This is a genomic window from Bartonella sp. LJL80 (assembly GCF_054871565.1).
Genome location: NZ_JBTXLM010000004.1, coordinates 32,404 through 47,939, shown reverse-complemented (window position 1 = coordinate 47,939; position 15,536 = coordinate 32,404). Strand labels below are relative to the sequence as shown.

General features: G+C 48.5%; 15 protein-coding genes and 1 other RNA gene. 4 read left to right on the top strand and 12 right to left on the bottom strand.

Annotated features, from left to right (window positions below; translation table 11 throughout):
* Window positions 1-19: 19 nt before the first annotated feature.
* From ACYSNS_RS07070 to ACYSNS_RS07045, 6 genes are all read right to left on the bottom strand, one after another.
* The gene (locus ACYSNS_RS07070) at window positions 20-1,771 is read right to left on the bottom strand and encodes a peptidoglycan D,D-transpeptidase FtsI family protein (protein WP_461722455.1); all 1,752 of its coding nucleotides are present in this window, start codon (window positions 1,769-1,771) and stop codon (window positions 20-22) included.
* Window positions 1,768-2,175 (bottom strand): cell division protein FtsL, encoded by a 408-nt coding sequence (gene ftsL / locus ACYSNS_RS07065; protein ID WP_461722454.1) that lies wholly within the window; start codon window positions 2,173-2,175, stop codon window positions 1,768-1,770. Before ftsL ends, ACYSNS_RS07070 begins: the two co-directional genes overlap by 4 nt.
* Window positions 2,172-3,170, bottom strand: a complete 999-nt coding sequence (rsmH, locus tag ACYSNS_RS07060) for a 16S rRNA (cytosine(1402)-N(4))-methyltransferase RsmH (protein ID WP_461722453.1) — start codon at window positions 3,168-3,170, stop codon at window positions 2,172-2,174. The genes ftsL and rsmH overlap by 4 nt, the downstream gene beginning before the upstream one ends.
* Window positions 3,171-3,320: 150 nt before the next feature.
* Window positions 3,321-4,634: an Nramp family divalent metal transporter gene (locus tag ACYSNS_RS07055; RefSeq protein ID WP_461722452.1), complete on the bottom strand. Its 1,314-nt coding sequence runs from the start codon at window positions 4,632-4,634 to the stop codon at window positions 3,321-3,323.
* Window positions 4,635-4,730: 96 nt separating this feature from the next.
* Window positions 4,731-5,123: RNase P RNA component class A (gene rnpB, locus ACYSNS_RS07050), an RNA gene on the bottom strand.
* Window positions 5,124-5,181: 58 nt separating this feature from the next.
* Entirely contained in the window at window positions 5,182-5,691 is a 510-nt protein-coding gene (locus ACYSNS_RS07045) for a lytic transglycosylase domain-containing protein (protein WP_461722842.1), read from the bottom strand.
* Window positions 5,692-5,913: 222 nt separating this feature from the next.
* Between ACYSNS_RS07045 and ACYSNS_RS07040 the strand changes: the two genes are divergently transcribed.
* Window positions 5,914-7,659: a chloride channel protein gene (locus ACYSNS_RS07040; protein WP_461722451.1), complete on the top strand. Its 1,746-nt coding sequence runs from the start codon at window positions 5,914-5,916 to the stop codon at window positions 7,657-7,659.
* A gap of 64 nt (window positions 7,660-7,723) precedes the next feature.
* Here ACYSNS_RS07040 and ACYSNS_RS07035 read toward each other — a convergent pair whose 3' ends face one another.
* The 3 genes from ACYSNS_RS07035 to ACYSNS_RS07025 form a co-directional block, all read right to left on the bottom strand.
* Window positions 7,724-8,485: an N-acetylmuramoyl-L-alanine amidase gene (locus tag ACYSNS_RS07035; RefSeq protein ID WP_461722841.1), complete on the bottom strand. Its 762-nt coding sequence runs from the start codon at window positions 8,483-8,485 to the stop codon at window positions 7,724-7,726.
* 2 nt (window positions 8,486-8,487) lie between these two features.
* A complete protein-coding gene (locus tag ACYSNS_RS07030; protein ID WP_461722450.1) occupies window positions 8,488-9,201 on the bottom strand; it encodes a TerB family tellurite resistance protein in 714 nt (237 codons plus the stop codon).
* Between the two features lie 75 nt (window positions 9,202-9,276).
* Entirely contained in the window at window positions 9,277-9,627 is a 351-nt protein-coding gene (locus ACYSNS_RS07025; RefSeq protein ID WP_461722449.1) for a hypothetical protein, read from the bottom strand.
* 114 nt (window positions 9,628-9,741) lie between these two features.
* On the opposite strand from ACYSNS_RS07025, the gene ACYSNS_RS07020 reads away from it, so the two are divergent.
* Together ACYSNS_RS07020 and ACYSNS_RS07015 are read left to right on the top strand one after the other, a co-directional pair.
* Complete coding sequence (locus ACYSNS_RS07020; RefSeq protein ID WP_461722840.1) at window positions 9,742-10,545, top strand: glycoside hydrolase family 25 protein; 804 nt, start codon at window positions 9,742-9,744, stop codon at window positions 10,543-10,545.
* 129 nt (window positions 10,546-10,674) lie between these two features.
* Entirely contained in the window at window positions 10,675-11,919 is a 1,245-nt protein-coding gene (locus tag ACYSNS_RS07015) for a lytic murein transglycosylase (RefSeq protein WP_461722839.1), read from the top strand.
* A 699-nt stretch (window positions 11,920-12,618) separates the two neighbouring features.
* Here ACYSNS_RS07015 and ACYSNS_RS07010 read toward each other — a convergent pair.
* The 3 genes from ACYSNS_RS07010 to ACYSNS_RS07000 are packed head-to-tail and all read right to left on the bottom strand — an operon-like array spanning window position 12,619 to window position 14,896.
* Entirely contained in the window at window positions 12,619-12,987 is a 369-nt protein-coding gene (locus ACYSNS_RS07010) for an MmcQ/YjbR family DNA-binding protein (RefSeq protein WP_461722448.1), read from the bottom strand.
* On the bottom strand, window positions 12,987-13,889 hold the full coding sequence (gene metF / locus ACYSNS_RS07005; RefSeq protein ID WP_461722447.1) for a methylenetetrahydrofolate reductase [NAD(P)H]: 903 nt from the start codon (window positions 13,887-13,889) through the stop codon (window positions 12,987-12,989). The genes ACYSNS_RS07010 and metF overlap by 1 nt, the downstream gene beginning before the upstream one ends.
* Window positions 13,889-14,896, bottom strand: coding sequence for an ArsR/SmtB family transcription factor (locus ACYSNS_RS07000; RefSeq protein WP_461722446.1), 1,008 nt, complete (start codon window positions 14,894-14,896; stop codon window positions 13,889-13,891). Before ACYSNS_RS07000 ends, metF begins: the two co-directional genes overlap by 1 nt.
* 266 nt (window positions 14,897-15,162) lie before the next feature.
* Here ACYSNS_RS07000 and ACYSNS_RS06995 point away from each other — a divergent pair, with 266 nt between their 5' ends.
* On the top strand, window positions 15,163-15,471 hold the full coding sequence (locus ACYSNS_RS06995) for a DUF2293 domain-containing protein (protein ID WP_461722445.1): 309 nt from the start codon (window positions 15,163-15,165) through the stop codon (window positions 15,469-15,471).
* Window positions 15,472-15,536 lie beyond the last annotated feature (65 nt).

Here is a 15,536-nt window from a genome sequence, read left to right as displayed (position 1 = left end):
GTGCCTATCCCCTCAAGCTTTAGTCGTTCGCAGATGTTTCAGGCAATCCCTGACTGGTCGCAGCTGTCAAAACCGGCGCATATTCTTCACGAAAATCTGGTTTTACGCCAAGAAATGTTGCCGATCGACGAATAATGTTAGCCACCATAGGGGCAGCATTAAGACCGGCAGTTGCAGAAAATTTGCCCTCTTCAGGCTTTGGCTCATCAATAATCGTCAACACAACATATTCCGGATTATCAATGGGGAACGATGCTAAAAATGCATTGAACCGTTTGTTCTTGGAATATTTTCCATTTTCCACTTTTTCGGCTGTTCCCGTTTTGCCACCAACGCGATATCCCTCAACCTTGGCACGCCGTCCCGAACCGATATCACCGTTCAATTTATACAGATAACGCATATCCCGACTTGTTTCGGGTGCTATTACTTGCTTGGAATGCTCCATCGCTTGTTCGGCATTACGTTTGAGGAATGTCGGTTCTATTAGTTTGCCTCCATTCATCAACGCGCTGGCCCCGACTGCAGTTTGCAGAGGGGTTGTCATCATACCGTGCCCGAAGGCGATCGTCATTGAATTGACGGCCTTCCATTGCCGCGGTTCAACAGGGCGTGCCACTTCCGGCAACTCCGTCGTCATACGATCAAGCAAACCCAGTCTCTTCAAGAATTCACGATGACCATCTATACCGACAGTCAGTGCCTCCTTTGCCGAACCGATATTGGATGAGAAGATAAAGACCTCCCAAGCTGTCAGTGGACGATACTTACCATGAAAATCGCGAATGAAGCGTCCGCGTCCCGCCGGCAATGGCTTAGAAGCATCAATCATGCTGTTGAGCTGGAATTTTCCAGAATCGAGAGCCATTGCAGTGGTGAAACTCTTAATCGTAGACCCCATCTCGAATGTCCCGGCAGTCATGCGATTAAGGCGATCTTTTTTTAATGCATCGACCGGATTATTCGGATCAAAATCCGGCATGGATGCCATAGCCAGTACTTCACCCGTATGGATATTGATGACCACAGCTCCGGCTGCAATTGCTTGATAGCGCTCCATGGCGAGCGCCAATTCTTCACGCACGATAGCCTGAACACGCACATCAATCGACAGGCTGACCGGTTCAAGTGAGGTTTCATCAGCAAGACCGGCAGCGCGCAAATCGCTCAAACCGGCATTGTCGATATATTTCTCCATCCCCGCAGTCCCTTGATTATCGACATTGACCATACCAAGGATATGGGACGCTGTCGGACCACCGGGATAAAAGCGGCGCGTCTCGGTGCGGAAGCCGACACCGGGTATACCCAGTGCCATGATCTGCTCTTTTTGACTTGGCGTGAGACCACGCTGAATCCACGCAAAACCGGATTTACTTTTAAGTCTACGATAGGTTCCCTGCCAATCTAAATTGGGCAAAACCGTTGATATCAACTCGATTGTTTCATTGACATCAATAATACGGCGCGGCTCAGCGAAAAGCGAATAGGTCTTAAGATCTGTCGCCAGCAACCTTCCATTACGATCCAGAATATCTGGCCGTGCAGCTGACTGTTGCACCGCAGGACCATTTGCTTCCTCAATCTGCCCACCTTCCATACCGTAATATACGAGGCGCGCCCCAATAACTGCGTAAACACCGACAAAACACGTCACAACCACACCTAAGCGTCGACGACTGCGCCGCGAGCGATATTCGGTTTTCTGCAATTCCGCATATTTATCAGTCGGTTTTTTGCCTTTACGCGACAGAAAGGGAAACAGCTTCATGGACGAACACTCCCTGTCGCAAAATTATCGACACCTGCAGTCCCATTGCGAGCAAGCAGCGCATTGCTTTCTTCCAGCTCGTTATCTTTGATCAAGTTTTCAATCTGATCCGGCAAACGCTCTGGCACATCTTGCAGTTGAACGATTTGCCGCGCCTCTGTCACCTGCAACCCCAATTGCTCCTGATAACGTGATGCCAATATTTGCATACGCCCCGGCTCTATCATCATCGCCCATTCGGCATGTAAAAGATTGATAGTATTTTTTTCTGCAACAATCTGGCGTTCGATTCTACGGACCTCGCCAATACGTTTTTGCGCATCATACTTCACTTTGTAAGTGACACCTGCAGCACAAATCATAATCGCCACCAAAATCATATCAAATGTGCGAAATACTGTCATTTTTTACTACCATCAAATTCAACAATGTCAGCCAGACCAAAAATCGCCATATCCTCTACCATTGGAGGCGCATCGGTTCGCACCCCTACCCGCAAACGCGCAGATCTGGAGCGGGGGTTTATTTGCAGCTCGGCGTCATCGGCACTTTGGCCGCCCTTAAACAAAGGAATAAAGCTCGCCTTGACCTGCTCTACCTCAGGCAGATAACGCGACCCGCCCGTACCGCCTGAACGCGCTGCAAAAAAGCGCTTTACCATACGATCTTCCAGTGAATGGAATGTGACGACACCAAATCTGCCGCCCGGCACCAAAACACGTTCTGCAGCAAACATTGCGCGGGCAAGCTGACCGAGTTCGTCATTCACATAGATTCGCAATGCCTGAAAAACGCGCGTTGCGGGGTGGATATGGTCACCCGGCTTGCGCCCCACCAGCGCCTCAATAGCATTTGCCAAATCCGAAGTTCGCAAAAACAACCGATCCTGCCTGCGCCGCTCAATCATACGCGCAATACGACCGGCATGCCGCTCCTCGCCGAGAATCCCGAAAATTCTCGTCAAATCTGTAGCCCGCAAACGATTAACAACATCAGCCGCACTAAAACCTGCCTGCGCCATCCTCATATCCAAAGGCCCGTCTTTCTGGAACGAGAAACCTCTTTCAGCCTGATCTATCTGCATAGAAGAGACGCCAATATCGAGAATTACCCCATCAACCTTATCGGAAACAACTTCATCCAGACGAGAAAACTCGGTCTCAATCAAACGAAGGTGAGAAGCATATTGCGCCTCAAGCGCACGACCATCACGGATGGCATTCGGATCACGATCGAGCGCAATTACATTGGCTCCAGCAGCGAGCAATGCACGCGTATAACCACCTGCACCAAAAGTACCATCAATAATTGTCTGCGCTTCAAGCGGTGCCATCCCGTTCAAAACAGGTTGCAATAAAACGGGAATATGACGCTTGTCGTTGATATCCTGACCAGTCAAAATCGTTGTCTTTACAATGCATGCTTCACACCCCGCCGCGACACAGAGCATCGCAACGGAAACTTTGCACAAAACATCTACAGATAGAGTTATGCCTATCCAATTATCGCATCATTATGCTTAAAGAAGTGTTAGGATTGACAATCAACGTCAGGATATTTCAGGCAAAAGTCCGAATGTCATAAAAAGCAGAATAAAATTGAGAACCAAAACCAAAATCGCTGCCACGACCGCAATGATTTGCGTATAGATACGATTTGCAAACTGGCCCATAATATTCTCACGTCCGCTAAAATAAAGCAACGCAATCATTGGTACAGGTAATGATATTGACAGGATGACCTGGCTGACCACCAGAGCTTTGGTTGCATTAACGCCCATCGCAACAACGATAAAGGCTGGCAGCATCGTCACCAACCGACGCAGCCAAACCGGAATATGAAAACCGACAAAGCCCTGCATTATCATTTGCCCCGCCATTGTACCCACCACAGAGCTGGAAATTCCTGAAGCAATCAGTGACACTAGAAATACACCGGCTGCACCAACACCCAGCAGTGGTGTTAGGGTATGGTATGCCTGCTCTATCTCCGCCACATCACTATGGCTACCGTGAAAGGTACTCGCGGCCATGATAACCATGGCCATATTGACCATTCCGGCTACCGCCAATGCAACCACTACTTCCCGGTTAGAAAAACGTACAAGTCGCGCCCGATCACTATCACCTTCAACCTTTACGCGATGCTGTGTCAAACCGGAATGAAGATAAAGCGCATGCGGCATCACCGTAGCACCGATTATGCCAACCGATATAAGCAAGGCATTTGCATCAGGCATTTCAGGTTTAATGAGATGAAACCCTGCGGCTGCCCAATCTACGGGCGCGATAATCATTTCTATTAGATAGCAAATACCAATGATCGATACCAATACACCAATCAGTATTTCCATCGGACGGAAACCCTTACGGTCGATCATCAATAGCGCATAGGTTATAATAGCCGTGACGGCCATACCCGCCATGAGTGGCATATTGAACAATAAGGCCAAACCGATGGCACCACCAAGAAACTCAGCAAGATCTGTTGCCATGGCGGCGATTTCACTGACCACCCACATGATAATAACAGTCGGTTTAGAAAAATTATCACGACATAATTCGGCAAGATTTCTACCCGTGACAATGCCTATCTTAGCGGAAAGTGCTTGAAATAACATCGCAATAAGATTGGCGAGTAAAACCACCCATAAGAGGGTATAGCCATAACCCGAACCAGCCTGAATATTGGTAGCGAAATTTCCTGGATCCATATAGGCGATCGAGGCGATGACTGCAGGGCCCATCATTAAAAAAACAGATCGGCCGCCCATATGCTTGCCAGAAAGCATCGCTGAAATGCCCGCCGAGGTTCGTTCTGTTAAGCTGGCTTTGGAAAAGCGTTTATCTTTGGACGCGGGCATGAATGCTCTTTCTAAATGCGAATGCTTTGCATTTAGGCGCGAACCACCACACGCGTCAATTGCGCTAAGGCAAAATAACAATCACGTTGCGGTGAAAATGTCAGTCGGTCTGTAAGCCGGGTTCTGTATGGCGGGGCTATATGGCCCCACGTGGCAACCATTCATCTGGGACGGATGTTGCCATCCGCCTCTTGCAACCTACCCGGATGACTGGCCCGGAAACCGGCTGCAAGCCTAAGCCTGCACGTCATCCCTATTCGGTCTTGCTCCCGGTGGGGTTTACCTTGCCGCGACCATTACTGACCGCGCGGTGGGCTCTTACCCCACCCTTTCACCCTTACCCGATTGCTCGGGCGGTTTGCTTTCTGTGGCACTTTCCCTAGGGTTACCCCCGCCGGACGTTATCCGGCACCGTTATTCCATGGAGCCCGGACTTTCCTCACCTGCCGCCTTTCGGCATTGGACAGGCGCGGCTGCCCGACCGACTGACGCGCCGCTTATAAAGCAAAATAGCACCAGTGCAAACCGCTTACATAAAAAAGCGTTTTCACTGAACTGAAGCCAGATATATCTTAACTTTTGTGCAGTAACGCGCTGAAATAGGGTTCATCTTTTTTGCACCGTGACCGGCATTATATTTCAATATGGTTTTACATGTATCGCCGCCGCTCAACTTGTGCGCCTGCGCCAGATACTTCATGCCGTATTCCAAATTTGTCGCAGGTTCATATAGTTGCTTGATCGAACCGGAATAGCCCAATCCCTTGGCTGTCATAGGCTTTATCTGCATTAAACCCACCTCGCCAGCCGAACCTCGTGCATCGGCATCATAGTTACTTTCTGTGCGAACGATCGCGTGAGCAAGATCGACGGGAACATTATGCTTATTCGCGAGTTTCTGTATCAAGGCTTCATAAGGACGGGCGGATGTTTTATCTGCTGCAATGGAAGCATTTTTGGAAGCGTTATTACCGCGAGGGGCGGCATTTGCTTGGCTCAAAACAAGCGTCATCGACGCGAAGAGAGCAGCGCTAATAAGGCGTTTCATCAGTGATATCATCTTTTCTTCAGGAGATTTGCTTAACCTAGTGTTATGGTGAAGGGCATTTTATGCCGGTCAAATCGAGCCAAAGCGCGGCCTTACAATGATTTTATCAGGGCCATTTTGTGAATCTGTGCCGCGGGGAAACAAAAAGGCGAACAAGTGATTGTGTTTTGATTTCGCGCGGTATTAAACGCATGAACCTATAATTACTTGTTGTTTCAGGGCTCCTCGGATATGCGTTTGCACTATCAAACACTGCGTGTTCTCAATTGGTCGCGCCGTAAATTGCGTGCCAGCGAAAGCTGGTTTATCGTATTGGCGCTTCTCGTCGGCGCGCTTGCTGGTGTATTTGCCGTATTTCTGACAAGCGTTGCACACATGATGCAAACCTACTTCTTTGATCTTGCCCCCGACGAACGCTTAAGCGCTCATGCGCTTGGTTGGCAGCATCTTCTTATTTTGCCCATAGGTGGCGTTGTGCTTGCAGTTTTCTCCTATATCGTGAAAGCGCGTAAAAGGGCGCTAACCGACGTTGTGGAAGCCAATGCTCTCCATGGCGGAAGACTATCCATCCGTGACAGCCTGATCATCTCTGGACAGACACTCATTTCAAATGGCTTTGGCGCGTCGGTCGGCCTAGAAGCGGCTTATGCCCAGATGGGCGGTGCGGCGGGTTCACGATTAGGCCAACTCGTTAATCTTCGCCGCTCCGATATGCGTATCCTGGTGGGTGCGGGTGCCGGCGCTGCCATTGCAGCGTCATTCGGCGCACCGCTGGCTGGTGCATTTTATGCGTTTGAAATTGTAATCGGTGCCTATACACTTTCTGCACTAGCACCGGTTGCCGCAGCTGCTCTGGCGGCTGTCCTTGTCGCACAAACTCTCGGCGCGAAGCCTTATATAATCGCTGCCGTTAACGACCATTCGATCGATTTTCTGCACTATTGCCTTTACGCGCTTTTAGGCGGCGTTTGTGCGCTTTTAGGCATCGCTTTAATGCGGGCAGTCACCGTTGTCGAGTCGTGGGTGCGAGCTGCTAAAATTCCTGTTTGGTTACGCCCGGCACTCGGAGGGCTGCTTCTTATGCCTATTGCGGCTTTGACATCACAAGCCTTATCGGGCGGTCATGGAGCTTTAAGAGTCGATTTCGTATCATCCGCAACGATCGGCTTTATTGCACTTATTTTTATCGCCAAATCCGCTGCTTCCATTGTATCTTTAGGATTTGGTTTTCGCGGCGGTCTGTTCTTTGCCTCGCTTTTTCTAGGTACCCTGATTGGCCGTCTCTATGCAGGCGGTATTGATACATTGTTTCAAGATAATCTTCTTGACAGTAAAGTCGCGGCTTTAGTCGGAATGGCGGCATTTGCAGCTTCAGTGATTGGCGGGCCATTGACTATGGCCATGCTTGTATTGGAAGCGACACGCGATTTCAGCCTGACGGGAGCAGTCGTGATCGCCTCGCTGGTTGCCTCAACCATTGTCCGAGACCATTTCGGCTATTCTTTCTCGACATGGCGTCTTCATCTGCGTGGCGAAACTATAAAAAGCGCGCGTGATGTTGGCTGGGTGAAAACACTGACCGCTGGTCGCATGATGCGGCGGGAGACCAACGCCACCCCCGATGATTTAACGATAGCACAATTTCGCAGAAAGTTTCCTCTAGGCTCTACCAGCAGGGTCGTATTACTAGATCAAGATAACAAATATGCCGGAATTGTCATTCCATCCAACGCATATGTTGAAGGGCTGAAAGACGATGATGCAATTGCCAGCCTCGCAGAAACGCGCACCTATACTTTGACGCCGGAAATGGATGCGAATGCTGTTATGGAACGTTTTGATAAGGCAGCAACAGACCAGCTAGCGGTCGTCGATCAGAACCGCAATGTACTGGGAATTCTCTCCGAAAGTCACGTTCGCAAACGTTATGCAGAAGAGCTGGAAATCGCCCAACGCGCCTTCTACGGCGAACATTGAAACGCGGATTACATCGTTTTCGGCTTACATGGAAATGATGCAATGACGCCCTTTAGCCAAGCTTTCAGGATAAGCTTCCCAGAGTGCCAAGAAGTCTGTGTAACGTATCTATTGTTGAAACATCGGCAACACCATCAACTTTTTCTGGTCGGAAATGCCGTTGAAAACCTTCCGTTACAATACGCGTGCGCTCATCGAACTCACCAGTTATGTCAATACCATAGCCATAGAGTGCCAACATGGACTGATAAGCCTCAACCGGGCGCCCACTTTCACCGATAGTCATAAAACGACCGCCGGATATTGCTTTGGGTAAAACCCAATGGCCTATACCGTTCTCAAACAGTGTCTTCCAAGGGAATTTTTCACCCGGATCAATCTTGCGATGTGGAGCAATGTCCGAATGTCCCAAGACATAACGAGAAGCGATTTGATGTCTTGCCTGAATAGAGCGACAAAGGCTTATAACCGTTTCGATCTGCCGCTCAGCAAAATCCGGGAAATTGCCTAGAGGCCCTAAATTATCGATTTCAATTCCAATTGAGTGGGAATTGACATCTTGAATGCCATTCCAAACGCTTTCGCCCGCATGCCACGCTCGATCTATCTCACGCACCATTTGCACAACAACACCATCCTGTCGAACGACGTAATGGGCTGAGACTTTGGAATCTGGTGATTCTAGCAACGTCTCCGCAGCTTCCGCGTTTTCCATACCGGTATAATGCAAAATCAGAAATTGCGGCTTTACGTTGTCCTTACGGGGTTCAAAGTTTGGCGACGGACGAACGATAGCGCTTTCGTAATCCGGTTTGAAATTTTGCATCGTCATGCTGCTACAAACTCCTCGCGTACAATGGCCCACGCATTATTGATCGCTGCCAAGCGTTCATTGGCAATTGCCATGAATTCCTTTGGAAGCCCTCTTGCCAAGACCTGATCTGGATGATGTTCACGTACCAGATCGCGGTAACGTTTGCGCGCTTCATCGAAATTTGTATTTCTGTCCAACCCCAGAATACGCCAAGGATCTGCCCTGCCGGCGGACACGTGGCGGGCGCTGATTGCTTCAAAGCGTGACGGAGTAAACGCAAATATCTGCGCGACTTTACGCAGGAATTCCATTTCATCAGTATGAATCATGCCGTCGGACTTGGCTATATGGAACAACCCTTCGAGCACATCCTCTAGCAATTGCCTCTGACAATTGGTGTCTTGACATAACCGATAAAGGCGCGCCGCGTAAATATCAAAACCTGCGACATCCTGTTTTGCCAGATTATAAAGCCGTTCCACATTACGGTATTCAGGGGCAGGCACAGCAAATATCTCGTAAAAAGCTTTGACTTCAGCATCACTCACCACGCCATCTGCTTTTGCCATTTTTGCAGAAAGCGCGATCATTGACACCGAAAACGCAACTTGCCGGCGTGTTTCAGGATCACCTGCAAACAAAGTTCGTATGTGTTCGATAATTGTACCGAACGCATCACTGGCTGCGTGGCTGATCAATTCACCAAGGCGTGTCCATAAAGACGACATTGAGATTTCCTAAAATAGTGGTCTTCTTATGATATCCGACAAGAAGAAATGCAGCAACACAACAAAGGCTGCATATTACTGATCAGCATCGACTGGAGATGGCCTTTGCATAGCTTCTGTTGCAGCTTTTGCTGCTGCTTCGCCACTCATTTGGGCCTGTTGCTCACTCTGTCCGCTGGCTAAAGCAGCAGCGATAGCATCTTTCTTTGCTTGATCGATCGCATCCTGCTTCTGTTGCGGCGTCATGTTTGATGGAGTGAGAGGAGCATCAGGCAATGATAATGCAGGCCCCTGAGGCAATGCATTGCCATCAACGCCCGTAGAAGCGCCCCCCATAAACCGTTCATATGCCCATTTTCCCCCGATACCCAACAGAAGAAGAATGATAATCAAAATAATAATGCGGCGCCAGCGAAGCTTCTTCATGATTTTTCCCGAATATTTTGTTTCATATGCCATTCTTTTACTATTTTGCGCAATGGTCATTGCAATATCAAAGCGAGAGGCTTTCAATTGTTCACGCAAAATAATGTCGCAAAAATGGTGCGTCAAACCATTATTCCCGCAATCCTATCCGCCGTGCTGATCGGATGTACGTCAACGTCCTACGATTTCGGTGACCTCAAGCCGACAGCAAATACGATGCCGAAAGGAACAATCAACGCGCCGCGCTTTGATGATCGCAAGCCCCACGAATGGGGGCAAAAAACGCCGTGGCATTATCCCATACACGGAACAGACGTTTCGAAATATCAGCGTGATATTGATTGGGCTGCAGCAAAACGCAGCGGTATTTCATTCGCTTTCATAAAAGCAACTGAAGGCGGCGACCGTGTGGACGATTATTTTGTCAGGAACTGGAATGGCACACAAGAAGCCGGTGTAGCACGCGGGGCTTACCATTTTTATTACTATTGCCGTTCGGCAAAAGACCAAGCGAAATGGTTTATCCGCAATGTTCCCAAAGACGCAAGCGCCCTGCCTCCGGTTCTTGATATGGAATGGAACCATCTTTCACCCACATGCAAACTTCGCCCACCTGCTGAAACTGTTCGCAGTGAAATGAAAATATACCTCTCCATGGTCGAGAAACACTATGGCAAAAGGCCCATCATCTATACCACTGTCGATTTTTTTGATCGGAATGATCTAGCACAAATTAAGGGTTATACATTCTGGTTGCGCTCGGTTGCGGGACACCCTGAGGAAAAATACGGCCCGCACCCTTGGACCTTTTGGCAATATACCGGTACAGGAAGAATTCCGGGGATCGGCGGCGACGCCGATATCAACGTCTTTTCAGGTAGCCGTGAAGATTGGCAGCGTTTTGTCTCTGCCCGTTAAGTCAGAAGCCAACGAAAAACTGCTACTGGCATCTACAAGCATATTGTCGCACCCCGCTTCATTTCGTATAAAATATAGTGCATGACTGTTGGGGTCTTAGGTGGCAGGGAAATACGATTGATGAATCACATAAAAAAAGCACTTTTAGCAGCTTCGGCGATGTTGCTGGCAACAACGATCTGGTCACCGACACAAGCCGAGGATATTGCTTCCGGCGCCGCTCGGAGCGCTGTTGATGAGGCGGCAGCCAATGCTGCGAAAAGCGCATGCGGCACGCCACTGGATACGTTTATAAAAGGAGTAGCGCAAGATGCACAAAATGCTGGCGTCAGTGAGCACTCAATCGACCAGCTTAAACGCGCCGTTATTGATGAAAGGGTTCTTGGCCGAGACCGCTCACAAGCCATATTCAATCTCACTTTCGCTGAATTCTCTAAACGCGTTGTCCCCGATGCCCGTTTGAAAAAAGGTAAAGAGAATCTGCAGAAATACGCAAGCATCTTTAGCAAGGCGGAAGAAACTTATGGCGTTCCCGGTCCGGTGATAGCAGCATTCTGGGGACTCGAAACTGATTACGGTGCGGTACAAGGCGATTTCGATACACTCAATGCGCTTTTCACGCTAGCGCATGATTGCCGGCGCCCGGAACTTTTCAGACCACAATTGGTTGCTTTGCTGAAACTCTTTGATCAGGGCGTGGTCAATGCGAGCACGACAGGAGCATGGGCCGGAGAAATCGGTCAGATGCAGCTTTTACCAAAAGACTATTTGGAGCGAGGGGTCGATGGCGACGGCGATGGCAAGGTTGATTTAAAAGGTTCCGTTGCAGATGCTGTCATGACAGCTGCGCGGATGTTGAGTGAATTGGGCTGGAAACGTGGCCAACCTTGGCTTGAAGAGGTACGGATAACCCGTGACGACCTGCCTTGGCATGAAGCTATCCGTACTAATCGCAAACCGCATTCACAATGGGCTGAATGGGGAATTGAAGGAATGAACGGTCCGCTTGGTCCAGACGACGGCGATGCATCGCTTATGCTGCCGATGGGGCGAAAAGGTCCGGCATTTTTAGCCTATGAAAACTTTGATATTTTTGTCGAATGGAACAAATCCATTGTTTACGCGACGACGGTTGCTTATTTCGCTTCCCGATTGGCCGGTGCTCCGCCCTTTGACATCGGAAATCCAGAACCTGGATTAACGACCGATGAGCTCAAGCAATTACAACAAAAGCTTGCCGACCGCGGTTATGAAATGGGTAAAGTTGATGGTATTTATGGCGTTTTGACGCGTGATGCGGTGCGCACTGAGCAGCAACGCCTAGGAATGCCAGCCGATTCTTGGCCAACCAAGGAATTGTTGGACAAATTGTAATTGATACCCGCGCTTATTCTTCCAGAACAAAATGCGCTTAAGGATGTCTTTATCCGTTTTCATATGCCAATAAAAAACCCGACTGAAGAAAACTTCAGCCGGGTCAACGATCGGAGGAAATCCGTTGCGGGGGGTCTCGGTCTCCCCGATCGCTCAAACACATCGACCGTAAGGCCGACGCGAAGAACTTCGGTATCGGGCAAAATGACGGCTACAACAAGATATTCTTGAACGAACCCGTCGAAAACGATAAGTTTTTTTTGAAATGTCAGACAATATGATGAAATTATGAATTCATTGTCCCAAATTGACGCAACATTTTGCTTCTAGCAAGCTAAGAATGGAATGGTCTTTTGAGAATCATTTTCTCGCTATGACATTACCATAACGATCATTTTCTTAGGCGCCCCGCCAGTACTCCGTTTCAAACACCCTGCAAAACAGTTAAACGGGGCCTGCATCTAGGCATTTTGCATTGTAGAGAGATGCATCCAACAAACTGCCTTCGCACCTTCGTGATGTTACATCCACAACATCCTATTGCTTCTAACATAAACTATTTCGGCAGTTAACACGATCTTTTTTTCAAAAAACATCTCAAGCAAGACCACTTTTGGGCTGCTTTCAATAGCTGAGAAAGCGCGATAGAGGCGATCCTATATTAAAGCCATATTGCATTTGGGATGTTGCTTGGACTCTCTAATGCGTCGTCACTATACCCAGTTCCACACGCTGTTTTTTGGTCAATCCAGATGATACCAATTCATATGATTGTTTTATGTATTGCCTCAATTCATTATCATTAAGGACGGACTGTTGGGTCACTGCTAACCAGTTTCGCTGTGTATAGGGAGCACGTTTCAGCCCTTCCTGCCCCCGCATGATCTCATAACTCATGGGTGTTGTTTTAAAGACCATCGCTCCTGCCCACTGACCATTCGGATTGCCTAAGGCAGCAAAATAACGCGGCCCTATTTTGGCAATCCTTGCATGCCATTGATCATGAAGTGTGACTGGCCCCAGACTTGTGACGAAGGTCTCAAATTCAATCAACTCAAAAAGCGACATCAATCTACACCTCTAACGGGACGCACGCCGATGAGATGGCAAATAGCGTAAACAAGATCTGCCCTGTTCAATGTGTAGAAATGGAAATCCTCAATTCCGTGTTCAACCAAATCCAGCACTTGTTCACTGGCGACAGCGGCGGAAACAAGCGCATGCGTTTTGGGATCGTCTTCCAAACCTTCAAATCTCTGTGCCAGCCAATCCGGAATATGTGTGCCATTACGCGCACAAAAATTCTTGACCTGCCAGAAGTTATGGATAGGCAAGATACCGGGCAGTATGGGAATATAAATTCCCGCTTTACGCACGCGTTCAACGTAATCTTCATAGAGATGATTATCAAAAAAGCATTGGGTAATCGCTTTTGTCGCGCCATTGTCGATTTTCCTTTTGAGAAAGTCGATGTCCGTAGCAAAATCCGGACTTTCCGGATGCTTCTCCGGATAGGCTGACACCGTTATTTCAAAATCAGGATCAATTGCCTTGAGACCCGCAACAAGCTCTATGGCATTGGCATAACCTCCCGGTGTAGGCGTATATTGACCACCTATTCCATTGCTCGGATCCCCGCGTAAAGCCACGAAATGCTTTATTCCCATATCGGCAAACTGTCGTACCACAGCATCAACCTCATCACGCGTGGCGTCAACGCAGGTAAGATGGGCAGCAGCATCAAGATGGGTTTCTTTTATAATTCTTTCGACTGTGCGCCCCGTGCGTTCGCGGGTTGAACCGCCTGCGCCATAAGTCACCGACACGAATTCCGGATCGAGCGGAGCCAATCTTTCGACGGTTTCCCATAAGGTTTCTTCCATCTTTTCACTCTTGGGTGGGAAGAATTCAAATGATACTTTCAGTTTATCACCCATATCCGGGCGGCGGGAGAGTTTAGGCGCGGCCATCAGGCTGTCTCCGTTGTTGGGGTATCTGTGTCAGCCATCAGCAGGCGTGGATCTCTAGCCAACCATAATTTTACGGTTAGTCCCTTTGCATCCCCGCTTTTCGCCGGTGCAAAGCTCATGGTGTTTTCAAGCGTCAAGCCGGCTTGTCTCAACCAATATTCCATTTGAGCATCCGAAAAGCCCAAGCGCAAATGGGCATATCGCTCACGCAGGAATTCCATATCATGTGCGGCGAAGTCGACGATCAGTAAGCGCGCGCCTGCACGCATGACTCTGGCGGCCTCGCGAAGAGCCATTTGCGGGTCGTCAAGAAAATGCAGTACTTGATAGATCGTGACCAGATCAAAAGTTTCGCGATCAACGGGCAGCGCCGAAACGTCCCCAAGCCGAACCTGGGCATGAGAAATTCCGGCATTATCCAAGTTGACACGAGCGACTGCAAGCATGTCTCTATTGATATCCACTCCAACACCGCGCGTATAAAGTGGTGAAAAAAGCTTCAAAAGAGAGCCTGTACCGGTTCCAATATCCAGCATTGCTTGAAATGGCGTTAATCCGACCATCTCCACCATGGATTTTTCAACTGCATTGTCTGAAACATGCAGCAATCGCAACTGATCCCATTGCTCTGCGTTTTGAGAAAAATAAGCAGCTGCCGCTTGACTGCGCTGCTGTTTGACCTGATGCAGGCGCTCCAAGTCATGAGTAATAGCTAAGTCGTTTTTGTTGAGGCGATCGACAATGCAATTGATAATGTCTTTGCGCAAAATACATTCTGACAAGCCGAAATAGGCCCACGCACCCTCTTGATAGCGCTCAATCAGTTGCGCTTCATGAAGAAGACGCAAATGACGGGAAACTCTCGGCTGGGATTGTCCCAATATCAGCGTCAGATCGGATACTGTTAAATTCCCCTGCCCTAAAAGCATAAGGATGCGCAGGCGGCTAGGCTCAGCAACCGCCTTCAACACATCAATCATTCCATCAAGCCCCAATTGGCCATCCATACAGACACCTCTTTGATTTAGATATAAACATATGTTTATATATTATCTTTAAGTCAAGAGAAATAAACATATCGATGTATATTAGCTTGAATGTGACCAAACTTTCGCAAATCGCACAATATCGTCGCCATATGAGGTATATAGCGAGCATCTCGTCAGCATAAAGAACATCTGTGTCAAGAGTGGAAAATGGGCAGTTCATTATCGAAGCAAACTGCAAATCTATCCGATTTGACATGATATATAGAATGGAACAAGAATGCCGAATGACCACAAACAGACAAAAAGCACTTGCGAAAGAAATAGGTATTCTTATTCCATCCGCCCCTTTCAGCGACTGCGAGCCGATAAAAGCAGCAGCATCCAGCCCGCATATGAAACGCTTACCGCTTTCCATCGCTGTTTGGCTAGCAACTGTGGCACATATCCGCCACCGATATACAGACTATGATCTTCTACGTGATGAGGGGTACGATAAGGATTCCGCGCGATTTTTCGTCCTCGAGGCGATCAATGACAAATTGACGGAATGGCGTGCAACGCGGTTTTTGTCTGCAGATGAAGAGATAGAGTGACAGACCGTTAACCATTTATTAACCATACGGTGATAGTTTGCAAACTACCAACCACAAGCGTTTTT

Coding starts and splice junctions, on each gene's coding strand:
- ACYSNS_RS07070 (WP_461722455.1), bottom strand. CDS start 1,771: ATGAAGCTGTTTCCCTTTCTGTCGCGTAAAGGCAAAAAACCGACTGAT.
- ftsL (WP_461722454.1), bottom strand. CDS start 2,175: ATGACAGTATTTCGCACATTTGATATGATTTTGGTGGCGATTATGATT.
- ACYSNS_RS07055 (WP_461722452.1), bottom strand. CDS start 4,634: ATGCCCGCGTCCAAAGATAAACGCTTTTCCAAAGCCAGCTTAACAGAA.
- ACYSNS_RS07040 (WP_461722451.1), top strand. CDS start 5,914: ATGCGTTTGCACTATCAAACACTGCGTGTTCTCAATTGGTCGCGCCGT.
- ACYSNS_RS07035 (WP_461722841.1), bottom strand. CDS start 8,485: ATGCAAAATTTCAAACCGGATTACGAAAGCGCTATCGTTCGTCCGTCG.
- ACYSNS_RS07030 (WP_461722450.1), bottom strand. CDS start 9,201: ATGTCGTCTTTATGGACACGCCTTGGTGAATTGATCAGCCACGCAGCC.
- ACYSNS_RS07025 (WP_461722449.1), bottom strand. CDS start 9,627: ATGAAGAAGCTTCGCTGGCGCCGCATTATTATTTTGATTATCATTCTT.
- ACYSNS_RS07020 (WP_461722840.1), top strand. CDS start 9,742: ATGGTGCGTCAAACCATTATTCCCGCAATCCTATCCGCCGTGCTGATC.
- ACYSNS_RS07010 (WP_461722448.1), bottom strand. CDS start 12,987: ATGTCGCTTTTTGAGTTGATTGAATTTGAGACCTTCGTCACAAGTCTG.
- metF (WP_461722447.1), bottom strand. CDS start 13,889: ATGGCCGCGCCTAAACTCTCCCGCCGCCCGGATATGGGTGATAAACTG.
- ACYSNS_RS07000 (WP_461722446.1), bottom strand. CDS start 14,896: ATGGATGGCCAATTGGGGCTTGATGGAATGATTGATGTGTTGAAGGCG.
- ACYSNS_RS06995 (WP_461722445.1), top strand. CDS start 15,163: ATGACCACAAACAGACAAAAAGCACTTGCGAAAGAAATAGGTATTCTT.